This window comes from uncultured Rossellomorea sp. (genome assembly GCF_947488365.1).
Taxonomy (GTDB): domain Bacteria; phylum Bacillota; class Bacilli; order Bacillales; family Bacillaceae_B; genus Rossellomorea.
On record NZ_CANKZT010000001.1, the window covers coordinates 163,906 to 177,178 of the forward strand.

The window sequence follows — 13,273 nt, forward strand, 5'->3', positions numbered from 1 at the left end:
GATAATAGATATTATGTTAACTTAAAATTAGAAACGAACGTTGAGTAATCGATAACTTTCTCCCCCTCCACTGCTGATGCCGTGCGACACAGATTCTTCACCTCGATTTCGTTAAATTCTTTATCATTCCATAAAATCATCCCCATATCTCATTTGTCTTGTAGTTCATAAAGGCGTTTATCGTTTTAACTTAATTTCCTCGATATTGTTGAAACGCTAAAACGCCTCATTAAGAAACAAATTTACCTGCATCTTTTTCCTCACACGCTAATAAATTCTTATCATAGGATATGGATAAGATCTAATCTCTTCATTCACAAATTGGTTAAGAAAGTTGTGATTTGACAAGATGAAAAACTGTAATGATGATTACTTCTCATTTCAAAATCTACAGGAAATTGGGATGTCATTTGACAAGGTCTTTGAACATATTTTGAAGTTCATGCGATTAGAGCCAAATGGTAACTATCGATTAATGGTGGGGACTGATTCTCAAGTTCATCAATCACATACCACCTTCATAACAGGAATTGTGATATTAAATGAAGGAAATGGTGTGTGGGCATGCATTAGAAAAGTGTTAATCCCTAGGAGAATGCTGCAATTGCATGAGCGGATTTCCTACGAATTGTCTTTATCCGAGGAAATTGTTTCGTTATTTACTGAGGAAAGAAAAAATCAGTTAATTGATATAATCCTTCCATATCTTTATGAAGGAGCTACATTTTCAATGGAAGGACATATTGATATCGGGGCTGGAAAACAGAATAAAACAAGCAAGTTTGTTAAGGAAATGGTCGCAAGGATGGAAGCAATGGGTGTGGAACCGAAAATTAAACCCGATGCCTTCGTCGCTTCCAGTTATGCCAACCGTTACACAAAATAAAAGACATACTTTATCCTCTTCGTTGATGTTGTGTATTATCAAAATACACCATTCTTACACCGACGATCCATTATTCTTACAGCAAATTCTAAAGTTCTTCTTCCTTCTTATTCTTCTTCTCTTCATTAAACCACTGAACATCTGCTCTCTCCTTATCTGATTAAAACACATAGAAATTATGACTCCTGCCCAAGCACAGTGGACAAAGTTGCATAGTATAGAGTAAGTCGAGGTCTACCTTGACAATCTTATAGAAGTTAGGGGGATTTAGTATGTGGTTCCCATTTTTTAATCAGTGTGAAAGAAGCAGAAGAGATGATTTTCATCGTTGCCGTTTTTGGGACAACTTGATGTTCATCCACTGTTCATGCGATGATGACTATGATGTTTGCGACAAGCCAAGAAGAAAAGAATTCGAAGAACAAGAAGTGAAATGTTTTAAAATAATGGACAAACATGACTGTACATGTCATAAAAAAGATCACCATCATCGTGATTGCGGATGTAAAATGCATGAACACCATTGTGGATGCCATAAGAAGGATCATCACCATCACCATAAATGTAATTGTCCTAAATGCAACCGTAATTTCTAAGTGAAAGCCCCTATTCCACTGATCGTTTTAACTTATAAAGGGGTTAATTACTCTCTATGAGCATGGGGCTCCCCATGCTCAATTTTTTTCGTGTAGTTTATTATATATTTTCAAGTTAACTCTTTTTAATATCTTTGTTTTTCTCGATTTTACGGCCATTTCCGCACCAACTTGCCTAATAATACATAAAAGAACAAGTGTTCGCATCTTGGTATCTGTTTTGAAATTCGACTGATCTCATTAAAAATGAAAAACTTTACTATACATAGTCAACGCTTCGATCTGGTCCAAGTCCGGTTCGTATCCAATACCGGGCGCTTCAGGTACAACTATATATCCATCCTCCATATCCACCTCAGGTTGAATGATATCCCGCTTCCAATAATGAGAAGATGGTGCCGTATCGCCAGGCAGGGTGAAATTCCCCAGTGACGTGATGGCAATGTTGTGAGCCCTTCCTATTCCTGCTTCAAGCATCCCCCCGCACCACATAGGTATATCGTGCTCTACGCATAGATCATGGATTTTCCTTGATTCAGTAAGTCCTCCTACACGTCCAATTTTCAAATTAATGATTTTACAGCTTCCGAGTTCAATGGCTTTTCTTGCATCCTCAAAGCTGTGAATACTCTCATCTAAACAGATAGGCGTTTTAAGTTGAGACTGCAGCTTAGCGTGATCAATGATATCATCATGATCCAACGGCTGTTCAATCATCATTAAATCGAAATCATCCAGAGCTTTGAGGATTTCAATGTCATTTAGGGAATAAGCACAGTTTGCATCTGCCATGAGTGGAATCTTCGGAAATTCCTGTCGAATCGACCGGATGATCCCGATATCCCATCCAGGTTGAATTTTCACCTTGATCCGCTTATAACCTTCTTTCAAATAATCTTCAATTTGTTTTAACATAAGGGTCTCGGTTTGCTGAATACCTACACTTACTCCTACTTCGATTCTGTCTTTTGTTCCCCCTAGTGCTTTTGCTAACGGGAGGTTGTTTTCCTTTGCATATAGGTCCCAAACAGCACCTTCGATGGCCGCTTTCGCATTATAATTGCCTCTGATTTTTTTAAATCTGCAGGACACCTCATCAGGATGTTGGACCGCTTCCCCCTGAAGAAGAGGAATCAAGTGTTCGCTCATCATATGCCAGTTGGTTTCCACCGTTTCTTCGTTATAGATCGGCTGGGTGATCGCGACCGACTCCCCCCATCCTGATATCCCTGATGCTGATTTCACTTCAACGAGAATAATCGTTTTATCCGTTTCTGTCCCTACACTCGTCGTAAAAGGATTCAGTAAATCCATCTTGATCTGTCTAAGAATGATTCGTTTGATTTCCATTATGATGATCACCTTTCTCCATGAGGTATAGGTATTGCCCGTGGTGTTCTTTATCTTTAACGAGGTCTGTTACGATCCAGCCATGATTTAAGTAGTGAGAAAAGACGTCTCTTGTTTTTTTTCGCCAATCCATAGCAAGTGAAAGGTCAGCCCTTTTAATCTCCTGGAAATGGCCCGGAACCGAAACGGAAATGTGATTAGGGCTGAGGGATAAATTCACCTTATCTACAAGCCAACCAAGCTCACATTCTTTTAAGTCAATAGCAGAAGCAAAATGTAGATCATTTCCTGCCACGCTATTACTCTTCGATTGACGTACCCGCCACTCTACAAGAAACCGGTCCGTCGCTATTCCTGCATTCAATTGATCGGACATTTCTCCATATATATTGGGGATATACGTACGCACAACAGCTCCAAGTTTATGTAAGTTCAGGTTACCGTTCACAGTTTCCAACGGATCATACGTCCAGGTAATGACATCATACCCCATCTCAGCAGCCGTATTTTTTTGTGCTCTTTTCAGCATTTCTCCAATCCCGAATTTCCTGAAGTCGGAATGGATCCCTAAACTATGGGATACAAGATACACCTTTTTTCCATCAAAACCTGGAAAACTATATTGAAAGCCGATAAGCTTCTCCTGATAATAGGCTCCAAGAATGAACCCGCCGTTCTTCACCACGGCTACACTCTGATTAACCGGTACAGAATCTTCAAAACTCCACACAAGTGACTCTAATCTTCTGACATCTTCTAGATCCTCTACAGAGTGCAGTGTCCGGATCTTCAATGATGCTTGCACTTCATGTTTCACGATCTCTACCTCCTCATTCCCAGTCTTGCCGATCAGCTACTACTAACATCTGTATCAATATCTTTGTTCCATAAACCAGAGATTCTTGATTAAATCGCATGGAAGGATGATGCAATCCTGGTGAAAGACCACATCCCAGCCCAATCATAGTAGAACATAACTCAGGATGAATGATGGAATAAAAATGAAAGTCTTCCGCTCCGGGAGAGATACATTCTGATACCACATTCTCCTCTCCAAGAACCGAACGAATGGCGTCACGGGCAAGCTCCATTGCCCGTGGATCCTTCACAGCAGCTGGTAGATATTCTTCCACTTGATAGGTGATGGCGGTATCCGCCTCCTGTTGTATACATGAAATCACCTGTTCTGCCTTTTCCAATAATGCTGTCATGGTGTCATTCGATTCAGCTCTTAAATCGAAGGTGAAATGTGCATTTTCCGGAATCGAGTTTGATGACTCGCCTCCGTGAAGCTCCGTGATCTTAATGGAATAATGATTGTTGACATTCAACCTGATCTGCTTGATCGCTTGAATCAATAAAGACGCTGCCTCCAGGGGATTATTCCCTTGTTCAGGTCTTGCTGCATGTGCAGGTATTCCCTTAATGGTTCCCTTTAGCGTTGCAGTAGAGCTGTGAACGATGACGGGAGCGGCCTTTTCATAAGGGACCTCTATTTCAGGTCGAAGATGGATACCCCCAAGAAACTTAACATTCTCCAGAACATTCTCTTCTATCATTCTCAGTGCCCCCGCTGCCTTTTCTTCAGCGGGTTGAAAGATGAAGCGAACCGTATGCTTCAGGGGTTTCTTCGCTAGAGCAAGAGCTGTATACAAAACCATCGTACTATGGGCATCATGACCACAAGAATGATTCGGTTTAACCACTCCATCCACTTCTTGAAGCAATGCATCCATATCGGCACGAAGAGCAATGACCTCTAACTGCTCACCCTTTAATTCTGCAATAAATCCGTAATGCCCTTCGTACGTTTTAACAGAAAAGCCCGCCTCTGAAAGTTTTGTTTTTAAATAGCTGGATGTCTTTTCTTCCATCCAGCTCGGTTCTGCCAATTGATGAAGCTCCTGATAGGTTTTTAGTATCTCATCATGATGTTCATCTACAAAGTTCATTGTGTTTCTTCCTCCTATAAAAAAATTATATGGGCAATCACTACGACAATAGGTAGAGTGATGCATGTCCGGATTAAAAAGATCAAGATCAAATCTATGATACTGACAGGCAGCTTCGAACCAAGAAGCAATCCACCCATTTCAGACATATAGATTAATTGTGTAACAGATACACATGCAATGACAAACCGGGTAAGTTCACTTTCAATTCCACTACCGATGACAGCAGGAAGGAACATATCGGCAAACCCGACTACCATGGTCTGGGCCGCTTCACTTGCTTCAGGAACCTGCATGATGGTAAGGATTGGTTCGAAAGGTTTTCCCAGATAGGTGAAGAAAGGTGTATACTCTGCTATCACTAATGCGACTGTCCCTATCGCCATAACGATTGGTAAGACCCCAAGCCACATATCCAATACGTTCTGAACCCCTTCTTTCACGACAGAAACAGGTCCATTATTCTTTTTAGCCTTCGTGACTGCTTGATGAAAGCCCCATTTAACAACGGAGAAATCGGATGGAATCCCTGTTTCGTTCTTTAACTCGGTTCTTTCATATCCCGTATTCGGTTTTCTTGATAATGGTGGTATACGTGGCATGATCAGTGCCGCTACAAGCCCGGCAAAGATAATCGTTGCGTAATAGTGAAGGAAATATTGCTCTAAGTTCAAGTAAGAAATGACCACAATCGTAAACGTAATGGAAACAACCGAAAATGTAGTGGCAATGACAGCCGCTTCACGCTTTGTATAATACCCTTCCTCATATTGCTTGGTCGTCAGAAGAACGCCTATTGTGCCGTCTCCCACCCATGATGCCAGGCAGTCGAGTGAAGAGCGTCCTGGTAATGTAAAAACAGGTCTCATCACTTTCAGCAATAAGGCACCAAAGAACTCTAATAATCCAAAATTAAGAAGGAGCGGAAGCAGTAAACCAGCCAGAAGAAAAGTGGAAAATAGAATAGGAATCAGATCATAGATCAAGAGCCCACCCGTATTTTCTGAGAAAACCATCCCGGGTCCTAATTGATAAATCGTCATCACAGCAAACACTGTTCCAAGGATACGTGCAGCGAGCCAAAAGGGACTAATGATTAAAAGAGTGCTCAAATAACGACTCTTTGTAATAAAAGCTGGTTTGATCGTTATCGCTAGGAGTGACCCTATGACAGATAGCGCCATAATCAATACAGTCATTGCAGGGATAACTTCACCTAGATATACATTGATTTGTCCAGCTAAATAAGCGACAGGAATCGTGATGCCATCCTCCGTTGTAATAGGTACAATAAATAATAGGATTCCAATCAATGATGGAATCAGAAATTTCCACATGTCACTGGTAGTAAATGCTTTCGGTTCTATCTTTTCATTCCTTTGTGATACCCCGTTCATAAACTCTCCACCCCTCTGTTCTATTCAATAAATAACCCCTGATTTGTATATAATTGCTCCAGCTTCCTTTGCCGACTACTTATGTTGTCCTGATCTCGATGTTGAAGACCGGTTAAAATGATTTCAACTAAACTTACGACAGATCCAATCGAATGATGTCCTGAATTCATCCCTTCTTCGGTCGTCAGTGTCAGATCAGAAATCTGTCCGAGAGGTGATAATTGTCTATTGGTGATCGCAATGACATAAGAACCTTGTAATTTTGCCTTCTCCACAAGCTCAAAAGATTCTGTTCGGAACCGGGGAAACGAAAACATAACGACAGTAGAATCTTGGTTCAAATCACATATATCTTCAGGAACAAACCCTGTTGGACTAGAAATGAATACATTTGCCCTGTATTGTTTTAACGTATAATACATCCAATAAGCTGCTCCATAAGAACTTCCAAACCCACCGATATAAACTCGCTCTGATTGAATTAAGCGATCAATCGTTTTCCATATTTCTTTCACGTCTAATTGATTCATTAGCTGCTCCAGCACGGATTTTTCTTTTTCAATGACCTTACTGAATACACTCTCCTCATCACCTTCGTTTGAGAATGAAGGAAATGATTCATTTTCATTTACCTGCTCCTTCTCTAACCAATCCCTTCTCACCACTTCCTGCATTTCGGAATATCCTTTAAAGCCTAAAGCATATCCTAAACGAATCACAGTAGTTTCACTTACACCAACTTTCCTCCCCATCTGAAAAGCCGTGAGTATCGCTGCTTCACCTTGATGCTTAAGAATCAACTCAGCCACTTTTTTTTGCCCGGCAGATAAGGAGGAATAATTATCTTTAATGATTCGTGCAATTGATTTTTGATCCATGATTACTCCTTTCTGTTCACTGAAGGAAATCCTTCATTTTTTATAGTATATTGCATTATATACTTCATATTCAATGAAAAATTTTATTATTCAGATTTTTACCGGTCACTTCATTAAAAAAAGAAAGGTAGAATGGATATTTACAATCCAAATCTACCTTTCTTACATTAATTTAAACTAGTTTTTCTTTCGAAGGAAAACTTTCCCTTAACAGGAACTTTTGAATCTTACCACTTGCATTCCGAGGAAGTTCTTCTACAAATATATATTCACGTGGCCGCTTATAATCGGCCAACAGATCCCCCGTTTTCAAAAAGAAATCCAGATCTTGAGGAGACAATGAAGGATTTTTGGATACAACAACGGCAATCACCTGTTCTCCCCACTTTTCATGAGGCTGACCTAGCACGGCGACATCTACAATATCTTCATGAGCGTGCAGAGCGTCCTCTACCTCACGGGGATACACATTTTCTCCTCCCGATATGACCATATCATCCACCCGATCAGCGACGTATAGATACCCGTCCTCATCCATATAACCTAAATCACTGGAATGATACCAGCCTTTATACAATGCTCTTTCCGTCGCTTCCTTGCGATTGAAATATTCAAGCATTGTACAGGAACCGCGAACAATGATTTCCCCGACTTCACCAGGCTTGCAAAGATCATCCGGTTCAGAAGGGCCGTTTTCACTCGGTTTGACTACCCGTATTTCATGGTTATAGGCAGCCCTTCCTGCGGAGCCTGTCTTGGTTAACTGCTCATCCTGAAGAAGGAAGGTAACCGCTGGACCCATCTCGGTCTGACCATAGGCTTGTATCAAGTCAATCTTCATTTTCTCATGGAGGGCCCTCACAAGGACTGGTGCCATTGGTGCTGCCCCATAGAGACCGATACGTAAAGAAGTAGTATCATAATCATCTACCCCGTGTTGCAGAAGCATGTTCCACATCGTTGGCGCAGCAAAAAAGGAACTGACCTTTTCCCGTTCAATCACTTCTAATACGGTTTGCGGTTGAAACTGATGAACGATAATATTCTTCGCTCCTGCTTGAACACGTGGAAGGAAACAGCAATGAAGTTCGGCACAATGAAACATAGGGGCTGTAACAAGTCCTATGTCATTTGGTGTCAGCCCCATAACAGACGTACAAATCAAGCTTTGCTCTGCCATATCCCTATGCCTGTGCAGCACACCCTTTGGTCTCCCGGTAGTACCGCTCGTATACATAATCGCATATGCGTCCGTTTCTTCAACAGGGATGTCTATTAAGTCATTCGAACATGCATTCACAACTTCTTTATAGCTTTGAGCAAAGGTAGGGGCATCTTCTCCAACATACCAAAAAAGGGTCTGTGGGAAGTCTTGAGAAATCCGCTCAATCGGTTGGGTGAGGGCTTCTTCAAATATCACGACCTTTGGTACGGCATCTTTCAAAATGTAGTGTATTTCTTGAGCCTTCAAGCGAAAATTAATTGGGTTAATCACCGCACCAATCTTCCCACACGCAAAGTACACAGTTGCTAACTCCAGCGTATTAAATAGATATGTCGAAACCCGATCTCCCTTTTTCACACCTGCCTTTAGTAACGCATTGGCTGCACGGTGAACTTCATCCTGCCACTGTGCAAAGGTTAACCGGGTACCTGTTTTTTCTTCTACAATCGCCTCCTTGTTCCGAAATTTCTCTACCGTTTGATCAAAAATGGATCCTGTCGTTGCGTACATATTTCTCCCCCTTTAACTTAAGGTATTTCCCCTTATTGCAACATTCCCTATTCATTTATGTTCGAGACAGTTGTATGTATACCCTTCTTTGATATCTGATAATTCAGAAATATATTCACAAATAAAAACGTCACCTTCCAATCGTGCAAAGGTGACGTTCTTTCTACAACAATGATTACGAAGCTTTCTGCTCATTCAACACAACATTTAGCTTGCGTTTAGAAAACACGTTAAAAAACATATTCAGTCCAATGGCTGTTATACTTCCAGCAACAATCCCGTTGTCCGTCAAGATTCGGATGCTGGATGGCATTTGGGCAAATAATTCCGGAACAGCGGTTACTCCTAATCCCATTCCGACTGAACAGGCGATAATCAATAGATTTTCCTGAGATGCAAAATTCACATGGCTAAGCATCTTAATCCCATAAGCTACGACCATTCCAAACATGGCCACCATCGCACCGCCCAATACTGAAGCAGGAATCACTGTCGTCAAAGCACCAATCTTGGGTACCAACCCAAGAATCACGAGAAATGCTCCTGTTGCATAAATCACACTGTTTCGCTTCACTCCTGAAAGCTGGACCAAGCCTACGTTTTGGGAATATGCGGTATAGGGGAATGCGTTGAACAACCCACCAAGAACTATGGCTAATCCTTCAGCACGATATCCTTTCGATAAATCTTCTTCTGAAACCTTCTTATCGCTAATATCAGCCAGAGCAAAATAAACTCCTGTAGATTCTACTAAACTCACCATTGCTACTAGTATCATGGTTAGGATTGCCGTTATTTCAAACGTCGGCATTCCAAAGTAGAAAGGTTTTGCCATATGAAACCAGGAGGCATCCCCAACTGCACTAAAATCTACTTTGCCTAGTACAAATGCAACGGCTGTTCCTGCCATCAATCCCAGTAGAATGGAAACAGAGCGGACAAAACCGGTAAAGAATTTATAAAGGATTAATATAAAGAACAACGTTCCAAAAGCAAGAGACAAATTTTCCAATGAACCGAAATCAGCACTCCCTTGTCCACCTGCCATATTGTTCATGGCTACTGGAATCAAGGTAATCCCTATGATCGTTACTACAGAGCCAGTCACTACAGGAGGAAAGAAACGAACCAGTTTCCCAAAGTACTTACTGATTACAATAACGAATAAACCTGAAACCAGAATCGAACCGTAGATCGCTGAAATACCATACTGTCCACCAATCGCGATCATAGGCCCTACAGCCGTAAACGTACATCCGAGTACGACTGGAAGTCCTATCCCAAAGAAACGATTTTTCCATACTTGCAATAAGGTGGCGATCCCACACATGAAGATATCAATGGATACCAGATAAGTCAGCTGTTCTCCCGTTAATCCTAATGCTCCTCCTACGATCAGTGGAACGATGACCGCTCCGGCATACATAGCGAGAACATGTTGAATCCCGAGTGACGCCAGTTTAATAGGCTGATTTTTCATTATACCCGCACCTCCTCTTGCTTAAATGTCACTTTGCCATTTTCAAGGGAATGGATTTCCGCTAATGATTCAACTCTGTATCCTGTTTCACGAACGAGCTTTCCTCCGTCTTGGAAGGACTTTTCTATGACAATCCCGATGCCGGCAACATGGGCGCCTGCTTGCTTAACTAAATCGATTAATCCCAAGGCCGCCTGTCCATTTGCTAAGAAATCGTCAACCAATAGGACACGGTCATTTTCTCCTATGTATTTACTGGAAATCGAGATTGTGTTCTCTTCCTGCTTCGTGTAGGAGTAAACCGTTGATGTAAGAACCCCTTCTGAAAGGGTTAATGATTTACGCTTTCGTGCAAATACAAGTGGAACATTCAATTGAAGAGCAGCCATCACGCCAGGAGCAATTCCGGACGACTCAATGGTTAACACCTTCGTAATTCCCAGATCTTTAAAACGGCGTGCAAATTCTTTCCCGATCTCCATCATCAATTCAGGGTCCACTTGATGATTCAGGAATGAATCTACCTTTAATACAGTATCTGAAAGGACGACACCTTCATCTTCAATCTTGTTTTTTAATAAATTCATAATCAAAACGCTCCTTTAATGTAATAGAACCTGGAAGTCTACAAAAAAACCCAAAGGCTATTGTGCTCTGGCTAGAGTGAGACAATGACCTTTGGGTTAGGCAAAGAGCGTCCGTGTTGTCGGACAATCCATTGCTCACTCATAGTCGAATCATTTACGGTAATCCGGTAGAAACTCGCGAGCCATATCCTCGCTATTATATGAGTGAAAACGAATATTGATTTGATATTGGATAGTATAACGGGAACTTGACAGTTTGTAAAGATTCATTTCTTAACAATATGCACGTAATTTATAAAAATGTTCGTAAAACGAGTGAACGGGCATAAAGTTTCATCCACTTTACACCCGTTCAGAAAGTTCCTGTAACAGCTTCCTTTTCTCACCATCAGTCAAGTCTGATGCCTTGATTTCTTTTCTCTTAGAGGCAATGAAAGCAAGCCTTTCTATATAGGAATCATCAAATGATTGGAAGAATTGATTGGTAAGCTTTTTAGCTAAGAATGGACTTGCTCCGCCTGTTGAGGCGGCAATCGTCAAATTACCTTTCTGCCTAAAGGAGACCATCTGCATATTTCCGCCATCACCGTCATCCACCACGCATAAAAGTTGGTTTTCCTCAGAATGGATTTTAACCTGTTCATTCACCCATCGTTCATTCGTGGCTGCGATGACGATAAAAGCATCTCGTAAATCATCTGGTTCCACTTCTCTTTTAACCCATAAAATTCTATTGTCTTCATGTAATGCTTGAATTCCATCTACAGCATCAGGACTGATGACTGTTATCCTTGCTCCCTGTTCTAAAAATACAGAGAGTTTACGATACGCCACTTTCCCTCCGCCTACAATCGTTACTTGTTTTCCATTCACATCAATCATGATTGGCAGCATGTGATTCTCCTTTAACTAAGTGGGTTTCATTCACCCGGTCCAGGAATGCTTCTTCCACAAGAGGGTCATACCCTAAATAATTCCCCAGAATGATATGCTCATTTTCGGTTCGGCTGATCTCCCTTTCAATTCCTTTCATAAGTAACCCGGTAAACAGCAAGTAGGGAATAAAAATGACGTTTTTCTCTGTATTCCTGACAGATTCCAAGGTCTCTGAAAAGCTTGGTGAGGCCGCTGTTAAGTAACAGGTCTTTACACCTGCTAACTTTGTCTTTCGTTGTACAAGTTCAGCCAGGGCTCCTAAATCCTTTGTAACATCGGGGTCTGAACTTCCTCTTCCTATCAATACGGCAACGGTGGAAGAGTCAATTGAAGCAGCATCGTGTATTTTCTTTATCACACTTTCAGCCATCTTATCGTGAACCCCAATAGGATTACCATACGTTACCGTAATCCAAGGATAGGCTTCTTGACACTTTTGAATTTCTTCTGGAATATCTTTTTTCGCATGAACCGCTGTCAAAAGGAGAAGCGGAACGACGGAAACGTGTGAAGCTCCTTTTTTCACGCATGTTTCAAACCCTTCTTCAATAGAAGGTGATGCAAGCTCCAGAAAGCTTATTTCCTGAATATCCGCTTTAACATGTTTCTGGCATCTTTCAATGAAATCAATGGCTTCTTCACGGGCTTTCCCAATACGACTTCCATGACAAATGTATAAGACCGCGCCTGTCAATTACAGTGCCTCACTCATGATCGATTTCTTATCAAAGGCTTCTTCAAACCATTGAATCTTCTCCCGGAAACGGACCACTTCTCCGACTATGATCATGCTCGGGTTTTCAATTTTCTCTTCTTTTACAATATCGATAATCGTATCCAGCGTGCCTGTTACGGTTCTTTGCACTTCCGTTGTTCCCCAATGGACCAGTGCCACAGGCGTTTCCTTGCACTTACCGTTTTGAATGAGCTTTTCTTTAATATATGGGAGATTGCCGACCCCCATGTAAATAGCGAGTGTATCGATTCCTTTGGCCAGACTTTCCCACTTTTCATCTTCTTGTAGATTATTTTGTTTATGTCCCGTAACGAAGGCGACGCTTGAACTGGCATCCCGGTGTGTAACGGGAATTCCTGCGTAGGCAGCCGCTGCTATGCCGGAAGTGATCCCGGGGATGATTTCAAAGGAAATTCCTTTTTTTGCAAGGGCTTCTGCTTCTTCTCCACCTCTGCCGAAAACGAAGGGATCACCCCCTTTTAATCTCACCACTACCTTGCCACTGGTGGCGTAACGCACGAGAAAATGATTGATCGTATCTTGTTTCATCGTATGATAGTTTGGCAGTTTCCCGCAGTAAATTAAGTCGGCTCCTTTCTTTGCATAGGAGAGAAGCTCTTTATTCACCAGACGGTCATATAAAATGACATCTGCTTTTTGTATTGACTTCAATGCTTTTAATGTGATTAATTCAGGATCTCCAGGACCCGCTCCCACCAAGTAAACCTTCCCCATCCATT

Annotated in this window: 14 protein-coding genes and 1 riboswitch; of the genes, 1 reads left to right on the forward strand and 13 read right to left on the reverse strand. The window is 41.6% G+C overall.

Going from position 1 to position 13,273, the window contains the following annotated elements; genetic code table 11:
* Window positions 1-11: 11 nt before the first annotated feature.
* Window positions 12-140: a hypothetical protein gene (locus Q1B03_RS00880; protein WP_299737162.1), complete on the reverse strand. Its 129-nt coding sequence runs from the start codon at window positions 138-140 to the stop codon at window positions 12-14.
* A gap of 209 nt (window positions 141-349) precedes the next feature.
* Here Q1B03_RS00880 and Q1B03_RS00885 point away from each other — a divergent pair, with 209 nt between their 5' ends.
* Window positions 350-886 carry a ribonuclease H-like YkuK family protein gene (locus Q1B03_RS00885; protein ID WP_299737165.1) on the forward strand — a complete coding sequence of 179 codons (537 nt, stop codon included), beginning with the start codon at window positions 350-352 and terminating at the stop codon, window positions 884-886.
* A 365-nt stretch (window positions 887-1,251) separates the two neighbouring features.
* Here Q1B03_RS00885 and Q1B03_RS00890 read toward each other — a convergent pair whose 3' ends face one another.
* The 12 genes from Q1B03_RS00890 to cobA all read right to left on the reverse strand — a co-directional run bounded on the left by Q1B03_RS00890 (window position 1,252) and on the right by cobA (window position 13,268).
* Window positions 1,252-1,446, reverse strand: coding sequence for a hypothetical protein (locus tag Q1B03_RS00890; protein WP_299737166.1), 195 nt, complete (start codon window positions 1,444-1,446; stop codon window positions 1,252-1,254).
* 276 nt (window positions 1,447-1,722) lie between these two features.
* Window positions 1,723-2,832, reverse strand: a complete 1,110-nt coding sequence (gene menC, locus Q1B03_RS00895; protein ID WP_299737168.1) for an o-succinylbenzoate synthase — start codon at window positions 2,830-2,832, stop codon at window positions 1,723-1,725.
* Window positions 2,807-3,649 carry a GNAT family N-acetyltransferase gene (locus tag Q1B03_RS00900; RefSeq protein ID WP_299737170.1) on the reverse strand — a complete coding sequence of 281 codons (843 nt, stop codon included), beginning with the start codon at window positions 3,647-3,649 and terminating at the stop codon, window positions 2,807-2,809. The genes menC and Q1B03_RS00900 overlap by 26 nt, the downstream gene beginning before the upstream one ends.
* 13 nt (window positions 3,650-3,662) lie before the next feature.
* Window positions 3,663-4,784: an amidohydrolase gene (locus tag Q1B03_RS00905; protein ID WP_299737172.1), complete on the reverse strand. Its 1,122-nt coding sequence runs from the start codon at window positions 4,782-4,784 to the stop codon at window positions 3,663-3,665.
* A 14-nt stretch (window positions 4,785-4,798) separates the two neighbouring features.
* Window positions 4,799-6,181 carry a YjiH family protein gene (locus tag Q1B03_RS00910; protein ID WP_299737174.1) on the reverse strand — a complete coding sequence of 461 codons (1,383 nt, stop codon included), beginning with the start codon at window positions 6,179-6,181 and terminating at the stop codon, window positions 4,799-4,801.
* Window positions 6,182-6,201: 20 nt separating this feature from the next.
* A complete protein-coding gene (locus tag Q1B03_RS00915) occupies window positions 6,202-7,059 on the reverse strand; it encodes a MurR/RpiR family transcriptional regulator (protein ID WP_299737176.1) in 858 nt (285 codons plus the stop codon).
* Window positions 7,060-7,231: 172 nt separating this feature from the next.
* Window positions 7,232-8,794: a fatty acid--CoA ligase gene (locus tag Q1B03_RS00920; RefSeq protein ID WP_299737178.1), complete on the reverse strand. Its 1,563-nt coding sequence runs from the start codon at window positions 8,792-8,794 to the stop codon at window positions 7,232-7,234.
* Window positions 8,795-8,969: 175 nt separating this feature from the next.
* Window positions 8,970-10,274 (reverse strand): nucleobase:cation symporter-2 family protein, encoded by a 1,305-nt coding sequence (locus Q1B03_RS00925; protein WP_299737180.1) that lies wholly within the window; start codon window positions 10,272-10,274, stop codon window positions 8,970-8,972.
* Window positions 10,274-10,861, reverse strand: coding sequence for a xanthine phosphoribosyltransferase (locus tag Q1B03_RS00930; RefSeq protein ID WP_299737182.1), 588 nt, complete (start codon window positions 10,859-10,861; stop codon window positions 10,274-10,276). The genes Q1B03_RS00925 and Q1B03_RS00930 overlap by 1 nt, the downstream gene beginning before the upstream one ends.
* A 122-nt stretch (window positions 10,862-10,983) precedes the next feature.
* Window positions 10,984-11,085: riboswitch (purine riboswitch) on the reverse strand.
* A 118-nt stretch (window positions 11,086-11,203) separates the two neighbouring features.
* Entirely contained in the window at window positions 11,204-11,755 is a 552-nt protein-coding gene (locus Q1B03_RS00935; RefSeq protein WP_299737185.1) for a bifunctional precorrin-2 dehydrogenase/sirohydrochlorin ferrochelatase, read from the reverse strand.
* Window positions 11,736-12,491, reverse strand: coding sequence for a sirohydrochlorin chelatase (locus Q1B03_RS00940; protein WP_299737187.1), 756 nt, complete (start codon window positions 12,489-12,491; stop codon window positions 11,736-11,738). Before Q1B03_RS00940 ends, Q1B03_RS00935 begins: the two co-directional genes overlap by 20 nt.
* Window positions 12,492-13,268, reverse strand: a complete 777-nt coding sequence (gene cobA, locus Q1B03_RS00945; protein ID WP_299737188.1) for a uroporphyrinogen-III C-methyltransferase — start codon at window positions 13,266-13,268, stop codon at window positions 12,492-12,494.
* Window positions 13,269-13,273 lie beyond the last annotated feature (5 nt).

What these genes read in the sequence shown, in the direction of transcription:
- Q1B03_RS00935 (WP_299737185.1), bottom strand. Translation starts at nt 11,755, where the DNA reads ATGCTGCCAATCATGATTGATGTGAATGGAAAACAAGTAACGATTGTA.
- Q1B03_RS00915 (WP_299737176.1), bottom strand. Translation starts at nt 7,059, where the DNA reads ATGGATCAAAAATCAATTGCACGAATCATTAAAGATAATTATTCCTCC.
- Q1B03_RS00930 (WP_299737182.1), bottom strand. Translation starts at nt 10,861, where the DNA reads ATGAATTTATTAAAAAACAAGATTGAAGATGAAGGTGTCGTCCTTTCA.
- cobA (WP_299737188.1), bottom strand. Translation starts at nt 13,268, where the DNA reads ATGGGGAAGGTTTACTTGGTGGGAGCGGGTCCTGGAGATCCTGAATTA.
- Q1B03_RS00880 (WP_299737162.1), bottom strand. Translation starts at nt 140, where the DNA reads ATGATTTTATGGAATGATAAAGAATTTAACGAAATCGAGGTGAAGAAT.
- Q1B03_RS00910 (WP_299737174.1), bottom strand. Translation starts at nt 6,181, where the DNA reads ATGAACGGGGTATCACAAAGGAATGAAAAGATAGAACCGAAAGCATTT.
- Q1B03_RS00890 (WP_299737166.1), bottom strand. Translation starts at nt 1,446, where the DNA reads ATGGTGATGGTGATGATCCTTCTTATGGCATCCACAATGGTGTTCATG.
- Q1B03_RS00920 (WP_299737178.1), bottom strand. Translation starts at nt 8,794, where the DNA reads ATGTACGCAACGACAGGATCCATTTTTGATCAAACGGTAGAGAAATTT.
- Q1B03_RS00885 (WP_299737165.1), top strand. Translation starts at nt 350, where the DNA reads ATGAAAAACTGTAATGATGATTACTTCTCATTTCAAAATCTACAGGAA.
- Q1B03_RS00925 (WP_299737180.1), bottom strand. Translation starts at nt 10,274, where the DNA reads ATGAAAAATCAGCCTATTAAACTGGCGTCACTCGGGATTCAACATGTT.
- menC (WP_299737168.1), bottom strand. Translation starts at nt 2,832, where the DNA reads ATGGAAATCAAACGAATCATTCTTAGACAGATCAAGATGGATTTACTG.
- Q1B03_RS00905 (WP_299737172.1), bottom strand. Translation starts at nt 4,784, where the DNA reads ATGAACTTTGTAGATGAACATCATGATGAGATACTAAAAACCTATCAG.